Raw genomic sequence first — 12,732 nt, 5'->3', positions numbered from 1 at the left:
GGTCAGCGGCCCAGCATCGTGAGATAGCCGGGGAGCTCGTCCTTCACCTCCGTGAACGCCGTGCCGCCGAAGACGCCGCCGAGGTAGTCCTGCGACCGGTGGAACCTGCGTACGGCCGCCGCCATCGGTTCGGCCTCGGCCTGGCCGTAGCGTTCGACGAGACGGTCGGGGCGGTCGAGGGGCAGGCGCCCGGCGTACATGTCCTCCAGGGCCGCGGCCAGGCGGGGGCGGGCCACGATGGCGTCGTACAGGTCGGGGCTCTGGACGCGCAGGACGACGAGCCTGATGACGATGTCGGCGCGCAGCGGCGGGCCGCCGACGACGCTCATGACGGCGCAGGTGTTGAGCACCCGCTTGATCCGGCGCGGGTTGGGGGCGACGATCCCGGCCAGCAGTTCCCGGTACGCGGCCAGCGCGCCGGGCAGCGGCAGCCGGTCGAGGAAGGAACCGGGGTCGATCGGCATCAGCGTGAGCGGCAGCTGAACAATCTTGTCCAGATATTCGTCGCCAATTTCCACGACTCGGGCGGCATCGAATCCGAATTCCCGATATTTCACGGCAATGCCCTGATCGACCACATTCTTGGCGACGGCCAGAATGACGACGACGTGGCGCAGATCGAGGAACAGCTTGACCGACTCCAGGAGATCGACGATCTCGTGCGGCTGGCAGCGGTCGAGGTCGTCGATGAAGATCACCAGCCGGGCGCCGTCGGCCGCGGCGCGGTCGGCCTGCTCCTGCAGCGTGCGCCGCAGGTTGCGCAGCTCGCTGTGCACCTTGCCGCGCTGTTCGGCGTACTGTCTGGACAGCTCGCCGATCCGGTCGAGCGTGACCGCGCCGCCCGAGACCTTGCGCAGCAGCGTGTCGGAGGTCAGCCCGGCGATCACGTGGCCGAGCCGGCCCGCCGCCTCGCGCAGGCGGTGGCGTCCGTCCTGCTCCAGGGTGTCCTGCAGCGCGTGCAGCAGCGGCAGCAGCAGGTGGGGCTCGCCCCGGTGCACCCACGGGTTGAAGTGCACCCTGATCGTGCGGCCCGGATGATCTTCAGCCAGGCGCTGGTCCACCATGCGCAGCAGGCTCGACTTCCCGCTACCCCAGGGGCCGTACACGCCGATCGTGAACGGGGTCTCGGTCGCCGCGTCGGTGATCACCCGGACCAGGGGGCCGACGTAGCGGCCGAAGCCCAGCTCGTCCTGCTCCAGCCCGACCGGAGCGTCGGACAGGACCGGAATGTCGTTGTCCATGAATGCTCCTTTGCGGGCTCGCGCGGTCGGCTGTGCAACGGAGCATATAAACCGGCTCCCGGGAAGGAGCGAATTCGGGAAATCCTTTGTCGGGCGCCGCCCGTTCCTTCGCCTGTTCTCCGGTGCGCGGGAAATGCGCGCCGGCGGCGATGAAGACGCAGACTGGGAGGACGACATCGCCGTTCATGAAAGGCGTTGTGATATCAGGTGCCGACTGACGGAAGGTGGCGCGGGCCGGCCCGGCTGCCCGCCGTCGCCCTGTGGCTGCTGATCTGGCTGCTCGACTGCTACGAATTCCTGCTCGCCTTCTGAGCCTCCGCGGCTCGGTGGTCAGGCGCTCGCCCCCGGGACCACCAGGCCCGACTCGTACGCGAAGACGACCAGCTGGGCCCGGTCGCGGACGCCGAGCTTGATCATCGACCTGCTCACGTGGGTCTTGGCGGTGGCGCCGCTGATCACCAGGTGCTCGGCGATCTCCTCGTTCGACAGGCCCCTGCCGACCAGGGCGACGATCTCGCGTTCGCGGCCGGTCAGCCGGTCGAGCCCCGGGGCGGAGAGCGCCGGGCGGGGCGGGGTGCTCACGTACTCCTCGATCAGGCGGCGCGTCACCGACGGCGACAGCAGCGCCTCGCCCCTGGCCGCCACCCGCACCGACTGCAGCAGGTCGCCCGGCTCGATGTCCTTCAGCAGGAAGCCGCTGGCGCCGGCCCGCAGCGCGGCGAAGACGTAGTCGTCGAGGGCGTAGTTGGTGAGGATCACCACGCGGACGTCGTTCAGCTCCGGGGTGGCGCCGATCCTGCGGGTGGCCTGGATGCCGTCCATCAGCGGCATGCGCACGTCGAGCAGCGCGACGTCCGGCCGCAGCCGCTCGGCCAGCGCCACCGCCTGCGCGCCGTCGCCCGCCTCGCCGACCACGGCGATGTCGTCGGTGAGTTCGAGCAGGGCCCTGAAGCCGGCCCTGATCAGCGGCTGGTCGTCGGCCAGCAGCACCCGGATCACGCCCCCTCCCCGGCCTGGGCGCGGACCTGGGCGTGGCGCTCGGCCGGCTCTCGTCCGGTCCGGCCGTGCGGCTCGGCCGGCTGTCCTCCGGGGAGTTCCGCGTGTACCGCGAAGCCGCCGGTTTCGCCGGGGCCCGCCGTCAGTGAGCCGCCTGCGGCGACCGCGCGTTCGCGCATCCCGATCAGCCCCATCCCCGGCCCGGCCACGCCGGGCTCGCCGTCGTTCTCCACCCGCAGCACGATCGCCGAGGGGGTGTAGTCGACGCTCACCGTGACCGCCGCCGCGCCCGCGTGCCGCAGCACGTTGGTCAGCGCCTCCTGGGCGATCCGGTACGCGGCCCGATCGACCTCGGGCGACGGCGCGTACGGGACGCCGCGTACGGTGTGCGTCACCCGCAGCCCCGCCCCCTCGGCCCTGGCGACCAGGCGCGGCAGCCCGGACAGCCCCGCCTCGACCTCCTCGGGAGCACGCAGCACGCCGAGGGTGGCACGCAGCTCGTTCATCGCCTCGTGCCCCGACTCCTTGATCGCCAGCAGTGCCTCCCTGACCCGCTCGGGCCGGCGTTCCAGCAGCTCAAGGGCCAGGGCGGTCTGCACGTTGACCACGGAGATGCTGTGCGTGAGCGAGTCGTGCAGCTCCTGCGCGATCCACAGCCGCTCCTCACCCGCCTGGCGCAGCGCCGCCTCCTCACGCGTGCGCTCGGCCTCCAGCGCCCGCTGCTCCACGGCCTCCGCCCGCTGCTCCATCGCCTGCGCGCGCTGCTCCACCGCCCGCAGGTACGCCCTGCCGCTCCTGGTCACCTCGCCCACCAGCACCATCGCCACCAGCCAGCCGCTCAGCAGTGCCATCCAGCTGCCCGGCGGCGGGTCCTCGGGCGCCAGGGCCATGAGGCCGTACATCGACACGGCCAGCGCCGCCGCCAGCCAGATCGCCGCCTTGCGCCGGCCGAGCACGACGAGGGTGTAGATCGAGGCCAGCGCGGGCGCGGCGGTGAACACACCCGGGTAGTGGGCGGCGTAGTACACGACCCCGGAGGCCGCCGCGACGATCCCGGCCGCCAGCGGGGCGGTGCGCCGGAAGGCCAGCGACAACGCCGCGACCACGATCAGCGCCAGGCCCGCCGGGTCGAGCGGCCGCTCCTGCGGGCCCGACCACGACAGGTTCGCGTACGTGCCCGCCACGATCGCCGCCAGCGCGCCCGCCGCGATCAGCGCGTCCTTCCCGCGGGTGTCCATGCACCCAAGGTAGGGGACCGGCTCGGACGGGGCGTCATCCCGGGGGCGTACGTTTCGTGTACCCGGCGCCCCGCGTACGACCCCGGGAGTACGGAACAGAGTCGTCCGGTGCGGGATGTGGGCGGAGGGGTGATCCGAGGAGCATTCCCGGCATGACCTCCTCGAACTCCGTTCCGCGACCGCGCGGCTGGATCGTCTGGTCGTTGCGGGTGACGGCCACCGGGCACCTGGCCGGGGTGCTCGTCCAGGCGGCGCTCGCCGGGCTGTTCGTCACCGGCGACGTCGATCTGCTGGCCTGGCACCGCGACAACGCCGGCTACACGCACGCGCTGCTCTACCTGCAACTGGTGGCCGCCGTGCTGCTGTGGCGGCCGGGACGCGGCCCCGGATGGCCGGCGCTGGCCGGCGTGGGGCTCGTGGCGCTGGAGACGGCGCAGGTGGGGCTGGGGCAGGCGCGGATCATCGCGGGGCACTTCCCGCTCGGCATGGCCATCTTCGGGCTGTCGGCCGTCTTCACCGCGTGGGCGTGGCGAGCGTTCCGCCGCTCCGCGCCTGCGGGGGCCGGTGGCGCTGCGGGCGGGCGTAGCGATGCCGGGGGTGGCGCATGAGCCGGGTCGGGGCCGGAGGGTTCTCGCGGCGGGCGTTCCTGGGAGTGCTGGGCGGGGCCTCGTTGGGCGTCGCCGGGTGCCGGGCGACGGCCGAGGTGGCCGGGCAACTGCTGCGGAGCGGGGCGCGGCTGCCCAAGCCGTTCACGGTGCCGCTGCCGATCCCGGACGTGGTCAGGCCGGTGGCTCCCGGCCGGTACGAGGTGACGCAGCGGGTGGCGGCGGCCGAGATCCTGCCAGGGCTGCGTACCGAGGTGTGGGGGTACGGCGGCACCTTCCCCGGGCCCACGTTCGAGCTGCGGCGCGGGGAGCCCGTCACGGTCGCGGTGCGCAACGAGCTGCCCGTGCCCACCTCCACCCACCTGCACGGGGGCGTCACCCCGCCCGGCTCCGACGGCTACCCGACCGACCTCGTCGTGCCCGCCGGCTCCGCGCTCCGCCCGGCTCATCCCGGGGAGGTGCACCACCCGCTGGTCAAGGAGTACCGCTACCCGGTCGGCCAGCGCGCCGCCACGCTCTGGTACCACGACCACCGGATGGACTTCACCGCGCCGCAGGTGTGGCGGGGGCTGGCCGGGATGGCGCTGGTGCGGGACGACGAGGAGGACGCCCTGCCGCTGCCGCGTGGCGAGCGGGAGCTGCCGCTGATGATCTGCGACCGGGCCTTCGAGGAGGACGGCTCGTTCCACTACCCGCAGCCGTTCGACACCCCGCCGACCGGGCACGGCCCGCCGCCCGAACACAGCGCGAACGGCGGGCACGGACGGCATGGCCCGCCCGGCGGCTGGGGGAAGCTCGGCGGTGACTACATGGAGGGGGTCGAAGGGGACGTGATCCTGGTGAACGGCGCCCCCTGGCCGGTCGCCGAGGTCACGGCCACCCGCTACCGCCTGCGCCTGCTGAACGCCTCCAACGCCCGCAGGTTCCTGCTCCGGCTGACCCCCGGCGGCCGGTTCACGCAGATCGGCAGCGACTCCGGGCTGCTCGCCGCCCCGGTGGCGCACGACGCGATCCCGATCTCTCCCGGCGAACGGTACGACGTCGTCGTCGACTTCTCCGCCTACCCGGTCGGCACCGCCGTCACCCTGGTCAACGCCCTGGCCGACGGGCCGGCCGGGAACGTCATGCGCTTCGTCGTCACCCGGCGGGCGCCCGACGACAGCGCCGTGCCGGCCGTCCTGTCCCGTCCCCCGCGGCGGGTGCGCCCCGTGACCACCCGCCGTTTCGACTTCCGCGCGACGGACGGCGCGTGGACGATCAACGGGCAGCGCTACCGCCCCGGCGTGCCGCTGGCCCGCCCCCGCCTGGGCACCGCCGAGATCTGGCGGCTGACCGGCGACTTCCGCCATCCGGTGCACGTGCACCTGGCCCACTTCCAGGTGCTGGCCAGGAACGGCCGGTCGCCGGCCGCCACGGACGCGGGCTGGAAGGACACCGTGGACGTGCGCCCGTACGAGGTCGTGGACGTGCTCGCCCGCTTCGACGGCCACCGCGGCACGTACATGCTGCACTGCCACAACCTCGAACACGAGGACATGGCGATGATGGCCGACTTCGAGGTGATCTGAGCTGATCTGACGAGGGGCCCCTCCCGATCAACCCGTCGAACTACTAAGTTGATCCCATAGGGGACTATTCATCGGATGACCAACCCCCCCTCGTCTGATGGAGCTAGGAGCAGGCATGCAGATCGTACGGTTCACCAGCCCTCTGACCGGCGCCGACGCTGTCGGGTTCGATGACGGCGAGCAGGTGGTGGAGCCGGCCGGGATCACCACCGTGGGCGAGCTGCTCCGCTTGTCCTCCGATGAGCTGCGCCGGCGCTGCGCGGAGGCGGACGGGCCACGGCACCCGTCCGGGTCGGTGCCGCGGCTGGCTCCCGTGGACGGGCGGATGGAGGTGTGGGCGGCCGGTGTCACCTACCGGCGCTCGCGCGAGGCCAGGGTGCTGGAGAGCGAGCGGGCCGCCGACGTGTACGAGCTGGTCTACGACGCCGAGCGGCCCGAGCTGTTCTTCAAGTCGGTGGCGTGGAAGGTGTCCGGCGACGGCGGGCGCATCTCGGTCCGCGAGGACTCGGGCATCGACGTGCCGGAGCCGGAGCTCGGGCTGGTGCTGAACGCGCACGGGGAGATCGTCGGCTACACGGTCGTGGACGACGTCAGCTCGCGCACCATCGAAGGGGTCAACCCGCTCTACCTGCCGCAGGCCAAGATCTACCTGGGCGCGTGCGCGGTGGGGCCGGCGATCAGGCCCGCGTGGGAGGTCACGGACCCGTACGCGCTGGACATCTCGCTGAGCATCGCCAGGGCGGGGGAGACGGTGTGGGACGGCAAGGCGAGCACCTCCCAGCTCAACCGGCGCCTCGACGACCTGGCCGGCTACCTGTTCCGCGCCGACTCCTTCCCCGACGGCGCGGTGCTCGCCACCGGGACGTGCCTGGTGCCCGACCTGCCCTTCACGCTCCAGGACGGCGACACGGTGAGCATCGGCATCGGCGAGATCGGCACCTTGACCACCACCGTGGTCAAGGGCCTGGCCGCCATGAGCTGAGCGCGGGCCGGTTCACCGGCGGCCCCGGTTCGGGGCGGGAGCCGGCTCACGCGGCTCCCGCCTCCGGTGACGGGAACGTGGCCTCTCACCAGGGTGACGGGGCCGGGGGCGGGGCCACCGGCGGGCGGTCGTCGCAGGTGATGGTGTTCGGCAGCAGCCAGGGCGCCAGCCAGCCCCCGTCGTTCCCGCCCCGATCCGTCAGCGCGAACTCCGACCCGGTGGCGGGGAAGCCGAACGAGCCGCAGTTGTTCACCCCGACCGCCCCGACGTTGCGCGCGTCGACGTTCTCGAACGAGGCCGACCCCTTCACCCGGGCGCTGACCACGGAGGTCCCGGTGCCGTCCACCCGGATGTCCTTGAAGCGCACGTTCGTGATCGCGTACAGATCCTTCACCGACCACTCGCTGACCAGCATGATCGCGTTGTAGGTGTTGTCGAGGAAGTCGTTGCCGGTCACCCGGACGTCGGCGGCGATGTCCCGCTCCAGCGCGTAGAACCAGATGGCGCCCAGGCCGATGTTCCAGTTGAGCTCGTAGGTGCCGGACCTGACCGTCGTGTTGCCGGTGATGTCGAGCCGGCCGGTGAACGGCTCCGCGCCGAAGCGGGAGCCCACCTGGAGGGCGCTGCCCTCCCTGACCGGGTCGGCGATCAGGTTGCCGGAGATCGTGTTGTCGCCGCCGCCGTAGACGGCGATGCCGTTGGCCAGCACGGGGCTCTGCACGGTGTTGCGGGCGAACGTGTTGCCGGTGTTCTGGATCTTCTCCGACCACATGGCCAGGGCGTCGTCACCGGTGTTGCGGAGGAAGTTGTCCGCCACGAGCGAGTTCGTCACGCCGGTGTGGAAGTTGATCGCGTCGGCGATCTGGTCGACGATGACGTTGTTCGTGATCCGCACGTTGCTCATCGGGCCGTCGAACCACATGCCGACCTTGGTGTGGCGCAGGTGCAGGCCGTCGATCGTGGAGTCGCTCATCGCGCCGCCGATGCCGTTGACCTGGTCGGTGTCGATGCGCTCGCGCACGTCGCCCTCGATCGCGAACCCCGACAGGTGCACGTTCCGGCTGCCGCCGTCGGCGGCGTCCCGGCCGTAGAAACCGACGCCGGTGTGCGTGGAGCCGTCGGGGGCCGGGCCGGGCAGGGCGGTCTCGCGGCCCTTGATGATCGTGTACCAGCTGCCCGCGCCGGTGATGGTCACGTCGTCGACGATGATGTGCCGGTTGATCTGGTAGGTCCCCGGCGGCACGTACACCTTCAGCCGCTTGCGCTTGGCGAAGGCGATGGCCCGGTCGAACGCCCCGGCCGCGTCCCGCCGGCCCGTGGGGTCGGCGCCGAAGGCCAGCATGTTGGCCGCGAGCAGCTCGACCCGGGGCGGGCCGACGAGCTCGGAGTCGAGCAGGTCGATGACCGTCCACGCGGCCGCGCTCCCGGCCGGGGCGGTCAGCCGCACCTTGTCGCCCGCCCGGTACGCACGCTTCAGCAGCAGCCGCTGCTCGTCGTAGAAGTGGCTGGGCCGGAACGGCTTGGGGATCACGGGCGGCGGGGTGGTGGCGGCGGGCACGCACGAGCACTCGGTGATCCACCAGTCGGGATGCAGCAGGCCGGCGCCGGGATCGTTGGAGAACGGGTACTGGTTGTAGAGCCAGGCGTACTGCGACGTGAGCGTCATCGTGGTGCGGTCGCGGCCGTTGACCGTGACGTCGAGCGGCGCGGTGATGCCGCCTCCGCCGGGCGCGTCGGGGATGCTGTAGCGCACGGTGATCGCGTTCGCCCTGGCCGGCAGGGTGAACTCCACGTGCCGGCCCGGCTCCAGCCGGACCGCCCTGCGCCCCGACGCCTCGGCGGGCAGCGTGTACGCGTCGCGGCCCGGCCCGATGACGGTGCCGTTCGTCGCCGCGTTCTCCGCCTCCTGCTCGGCGAAGGCCACCCGGGCACCCCGGCCCGCGACCAGGGCGGGATCGAGTCCCGCCCGGGTGACGACGGGCGCAGGCGCTGCGGACTCGGCGGCGGACTCGGCGGCGGACTCGGCGGCGATCGGGCCGGCCGCGACGGGGCTGGTGAGACCCAGGGTCAGGGCGGCGACGGCGGCCGCGGTGAGGGTGCGACGCATCGCGTCCTCGTTTCTCTCGGGGGGTGAGGCGACAGTAGGCCGCTCGCACACCCCTCGACAAGACCCTGTGAACTACTTTCGACGACGCCTCAAATTCTTGCGTCCATGATGTAAGCGGCTTGCGGAAATTGCGTCGAACTACCAGCCCCACGGATCGTTCTCGGACGAGGGACGGAACTGCGCCGCCTCCTCACGCAACCGTCCCGCGCGGTCGCGCAGGTTCTCGGCGGTGGCCAGGCACGAGTCCTCCAGCTCGCCCAGCTCACGGCGGAGCGAGCGCGCCCGCGTGAGGAACCGCTGCGCCGCGGGCCCCTTCCAATACGGCTCGCAGTCGGCGGGCTCGGCCGGGATCCCCTCGAAGGCGTCCGCCAGCCCGCGCGCGTAGCGGGTGAAGGCAGCCGCGAGCGACTCCTTCTCGGCCGCGTCGCGCAGCAGTTGGTGCTTGGTGAGCATGCTCAGCGGTCCTCGATCTCCAGCGCCGCGCCGAGCCCGCGGACGACGGTGCGCCAGGCCCGCTCCCGCAGCCCGTCCACGCCGGCGCCCGGTTTAAGCGCCTCGTGCACCGCGCTCGCCAGCGGCTCCGCGCAGCCGGGGTCGCCGGCCGCGGCGTCCAGCAGGACGCGGGCCTCGTCCTGGTGCTCGGCCAGCAGTTGCTGGAACGCCAGCGGATCGCCCTCGTACGCCCGCACCAGCGCACGCGGGCTCCAGCCGGGGGCGGGCGGCCGGCCGAGCAGGCCCGTCGCCACCCGGTTCAGCATCGCGCCCGACTGTCCCGCGAGGGTGACCAGGTTCGTCAGGACACCGGGAGGGGCACTGTCCACCAGCTCATACCATTCGTCCCCAAGTCGCCCGGTCCGCTCCGCACTCGCGAACGCCTCAGCCAGCACCCGCCCGTCGCTGTCCGGGGCGGCGTGGCCCGACAGCAGGCGGGTGAAGGCGTCCGGTCCGATGGCCGCCAGCAGCGCCGCCGCGTAGGCGGGATCACCGGTCCTGCCCTCGGCTCCGGCCAAGGCTCGATCGACCACGCCGCCCGCCTCCTCGCCGCTCGCTTCAGCCCCGGTCTCCGGTCGGTCCAGGGCCTGGAGGACGGCGCGCGCGGTCCGTTCCGCGGCCAGCACCGCCTCGGTCTCGCTGCCGAACGGGAACGTGCCGGTGAGCATGCCTCTTTCCCGCACCGGCACAAGCTGCTCCAACGTGTCGACGCGCCACTTCAGGTCCTGCTGGGACTCGTGGTAGAACTCCCAGGCGCGGCGCATGGCCGTGGTGCCCCGGTGACCGGCCCAGTCCTGGCCCGCCTCGGCGATGGCGGCGTCCAGCCCGGGTCGCGTCCGGCCCAGGACCCCCTTTCCCGCCTCCATCCGGCGGATCAGCTCTTGTGCCCAGCGGGGGTCGATCCCTACGAACTCCCCCATGAACCCTCCCAGAGGGGGTTATTTGCCAGGCGGGAGTCAAGCACATCAGAGGCGCCGCACGACACGCGTTTCACAGAACGGGAATCGCCGCCCTCAGATCACGCACCGAGCGGACCGCGCCGAGCCGCGTCTCCGGACGCCCGTGCTCATCCCGATGCGCTCTCCTTCTCGAACGAGCTCAGCGTGGGGTCGTAGTCGAGGGCACCGATGTCGTACATCGGGGTCATCCAGTGGTAGAAGTTGTCCCCGCGTTCCCGCAGCAGGTCGTACAGCCGCCGCATCATGCGCCGCCGGACCGGAGCCAGCTCGGGATGGGTGTACCGGTTGCTCAGCTCGTGCGGGTCGGTGTGCAGGTCGTACAGCTCGTTGACCGACTCCGGGTTGACGACGAGCTTGTAGCGGTCGTCCCTGATCATGCGCTGCGGGTACGGGAAGTGGTGGCCGTGATACTCGGCGAGCAGCTCGCCCGGCCACTCGGGGCGTTCGCCGCGCACCAGCGGCACCAGGCTGCGGCTGTCCACGGCCGGCCCCGTGTCGCAGCCGGCCAGCTCCAGGATCGTCGCCGTGCAGTCGGTGAGCGACACGAACTCGTCCCTGACCTGCGGCGGCGCACCCGGGATCCGGACGACGCCGGCGATGCGGTAGATGTCCTCGTACATCGCCGGCCCCTTGTCGTGCAGCCGGTGCGCGCCGGTGAACTCGCCGTGGTCGGAGGTGAAGAACACCGACGTCCGATCGGTCAGCCCCAGCTCGTCCATGCGGTCGAGGATGCGGCCTATCTGCTGATCGATGAGCGTGACGTAACCCCAGTAGACCGCGATCAGCTTGCGGCTGACCTCGATCGGGATCGTGTCGAACGTCCAGTGCGCGCTGTAGTTCCGCTGCACCGGAGGCTTGCCCTCGAACGTCTCCGCGATCGACGGCGGCAGCTCCACCAACTCGGGGTCGTACATGTCGAAGTACTCGTCCGGCAGCAGGTACGGCAGATGCGGCCCGAAGAAGTGGGTGGCCAGGAAGAACGGCCGCCCGTCGGCCGCGTACCGCTCCAGGTGCTCGATCGCCCTGGTCGCCAGGTAGTGCTCGAACGTGGCCTCCACCGGCTGGTGCAGCCGCGCCGCCAGCAGGTTGCCCTGGTTGCCGTTGGGCGTGGTGCCCCGGATCAGGTCCGAGATCCGGTACGGCGGCAGCCCCCGCTCCTCCAGATAGGCCAGGTAGTCGGGGTGGTCGACCGGGTTGTGCCAGCCGGGCAGGTCGGGGCCGTCGAAGCCGTACGAGGCGGCGTTGCGCGTGGTGCCCCCGTGCCACTTGCCGATCAGCCCGAGTTGGTAGCCGCGCTCCTTCAGCGCCTCGGGGAAGGTGAACGCGTCCTCCCGCAGGTCCTCCAGGTAGCCGACGTTGCGCTCGTAGTTCGCCAGCAGCCGGTGCCGGAACGGCGCCTGCCCGGTGAGCAGGCTGGCCCGCGCCGGCGTGCAGATGGCCGTCGGCGTGTAGAACCGGTCGAAGCGGGTGCCGGTGGCGGCCAGCCGGTCCAGGTTCGGCGTGGCGACGTGCGGGTTGCCGTAGCAGCCGAGGGTGTCGACCCGGTGCTGGTCGGTCATCAGGAACAGCAGGTTCACTTCGTGAAGGCCTTCGTGTAGAGATCGCCGGTGTAGTACGTCGCGGGGTCGGGCCTCGACTTGAGCTGGCCGGTGCTGACGAAGAAGTCGCCCAGGCTGTTCAGCCACCTGGCGACGGTGCCGTCCTTGGTCTTGGCGACCAGGTCCTCGGTCGTCATCGTCTGGACGTTCGCCGCGTCGGCCTTGACCTTGGCCGGGTCGAGCTTGAGCAGCGCGGCCGACTCGGTGATCGCCTCCTCGGGATGCGCGGCGCGCCAGTCGTTCGCCTCCTGCAGCACCTTGATCACCTTGCTGGTGAGCGCGTCGTCCACCTTCGTGCCGCCCACGAACGCGGTCGGGAACGAGCTGTCGGGCCACTCCTTGGTGCCGGCCAGCTCCACCATGTCCGGCACCTGCCGCTTGATGTTGTCGATCAGCGGATACCAGATGCCCGCCCCGTCGATCTGCCCGGCCGCGAACGCCGAGACCACGGTGGCCGGGTCCATCGGCACCTTCTGGATGTCCTTGACCGTCATGCCGGCCTTCTGCAACGCCAGGTTGAGCACCATGTCGCCGGACGTGCCCTCGGGCACGCCGACTTTCTTGCCCTTCAGGTCCTGGATCGACTTGATGCCGGGCCGGCCGATGACGCGGTCGGCGTAGGCGAGCGTGTTGATCGCGACGACCTTGGCCTTGCCGGTGGCGGGCAGCCACATCGCGCCCGGGCCGATGTAGCCGAAGTCGAGGTCGCCGGCGCCGAGCGCCTGGATCTGCAGCGGCCCGTTGGTGAAGACCTTGATCTCGGGGGTGAGGCCCTGCTTGTCCCACAGGCCCTGCTTGTCGGCGATGGCGAGCAGGCTCGCGCCGTTGTAGTCGCTGATGTAGCCGAACCTGACCGTGGAGCCGTCGTCGGAGCAGGCGGTCACGGACAGTGTCAACAGGCTCACCGCCGTGGCGGCCGTCAGAGCGCGGCGAAGAGAACGCATGG

General features: G+C 71.7%; 11 protein-coding genes. 3 read left to right on the top strand and 8 right to left on the bottom strand.

The window, feature by feature from the left end:
- Positions 1-2 precede the first annotated feature (2 nt).
- The 3 genes from ABFX54_RS10770 to ABFX54_RS10760 all read right to left on the bottom strand — a co-directional run bounded on the left by ABFX54_RS10770 (position 3) and on the right by ABFX54_RS10760 (position 3,475).
- The gene (locus ABFX54_RS10770) at positions 3-1,241 is read right to left on the bottom strand and encodes a KAP family P-loop NTPase fold protein (RefSeq protein WP_346103731.1); all 1,239 of its coding nucleotides are present in this window, start codon (positions 1,239-1,241) and stop codon (positions 3-5) included.
- 330 nt (positions 1,242-1,571) lie between these two features.
- On the bottom strand, positions 1,572-2,240 hold the full coding sequence (locus ABFX54_RS10765; RefSeq protein ID WP_346103729.1) for a response regulator: 669 nt from the start codon (positions 2,238-2,240) through the stop codon (positions 1,572-1,574).
- Entirely contained in the window at positions 2,237-3,475 is a 1,239-nt protein-coding gene (locus ABFX54_RS10760) for a sensor histidine kinase (RefSeq protein WP_346103727.1), read from the bottom strand. The genes ABFX54_RS10765 and ABFX54_RS10760 overlap by 4 nt, the downstream gene beginning before the upstream one ends.
- Positions 3,476-3,627: 152 nt before the next feature.
- Between ABFX54_RS10760 and ABFX54_RS10755 the strand changes: the two genes are divergently transcribed.
- The 3 genes from ABFX54_RS10755 to ABFX54_RS10745 all read left to right on the top strand — a co-directional run bounded on the left by ABFX54_RS10755 (position 3,628) and on the right by ABFX54_RS10745 (position 6,630).
- Positions 3,628-4,083 carry a hypothetical protein gene (locus tag ABFX54_RS10755; protein WP_346103725.1) on the top strand — a complete coding sequence of 152 codons (456 nt, stop codon included), beginning with the start codon at positions 3,628-3,630 and terminating at the stop codon, positions 4,081-4,083.
- Positions 4,080-5,648 carry a multicopper oxidase family protein gene (locus ABFX54_RS10750; RefSeq protein WP_346103723.1) on the top strand — a complete coding sequence of 523 codons (1,569 nt, stop codon included), beginning with the start codon at positions 4,080-4,082 and terminating at the stop codon, positions 5,646-5,648. Before ABFX54_RS10755 ends, ABFX54_RS10750 begins: the two co-directional genes overlap by 4 nt.
- A 115-nt stretch (positions 5,649-5,763) precedes the next feature.
- Complete coding sequence (locus ABFX54_RS10745; RefSeq protein WP_346103721.1) at positions 5,764-6,630, top strand: fumarylacetoacetate hydrolase family protein; 867 nt, start codon at positions 5,764-5,766, stop codon at positions 6,628-6,630.
- An 85-nt stretch (positions 6,631-6,715) separates the two neighbouring features.
- On the opposite strand, the gene ABFX54_RS10740 is transcribed toward ABFX54_RS10745, so the two are convergent.
- From ABFX54_RS10740 to ABFX54_RS10720, 5 genes are all read right to left on the bottom strand, one after another.
- Complete coding sequence (locus tag ABFX54_RS10740) at positions 6,716-8,737, bottom strand: glycosyl hydrolase family 28-related protein (RefSeq protein ID WP_346103719.1); 2,022 nt, start codon at positions 8,735-8,737, stop codon at positions 6,716-6,718.
- 138 nt (positions 8,738-8,875) lie between these two features.
- The gene (locus ABFX54_RS10735) at positions 8,876-9,190 is read right to left on the bottom strand and encodes a hypothetical protein (protein ID WP_346103717.1); all 315 of its coding nucleotides are present in this window, start codon (positions 9,188-9,190) and stop codon (positions 8,876-8,878) included.
- A 2-nt stretch (positions 9,191-9,192) separates the two neighbouring features.
- Entirely contained in the window at positions 9,193-10,149 is a 957-nt protein-coding gene (locus ABFX54_RS10730; RefSeq protein ID WP_346103715.1) for a hypothetical protein, read from the bottom strand.
- A 146-nt stretch (positions 10,150-10,295) separates the two neighbouring features.
- Positions 10,296-11,765: a sulfatase family protein gene (locus tag ABFX54_RS10725; RefSeq protein WP_346103714.1), complete on the bottom strand. Its 1,470-nt coding sequence runs from the start codon at positions 11,763-11,765 to the stop codon at positions 10,296-10,298.
- Positions 11,762-12,730, bottom strand: coding sequence for an aliphatic sulfonate ABC transporter substrate-binding protein (locus tag ABFX54_RS10720; protein ID WP_346103712.1), 969 nt, complete (start codon positions 12,728-12,730; stop codon positions 11,762-11,764). Before ABFX54_RS10720 ends, ABFX54_RS10725 begins: the two co-directional genes overlap by 4 nt.
- Positions 12,731-12,732 lie beyond the last annotated feature (2 nt).

The organism is Nonomuraea maheshkhaliensis (assembly GCF_039529435.1).
GTDB lineage: Bacteria > Actinomycetota > Actinomycetes > Streptosporangiales > Streptosporangiaceae > Nonomuraea > Nonomuraea maheshkhaliensis.
Note: the sequence above shows the minus strand (reverse complement) of the source record. Positions and strands in the feature narration are given on the sequence as shown.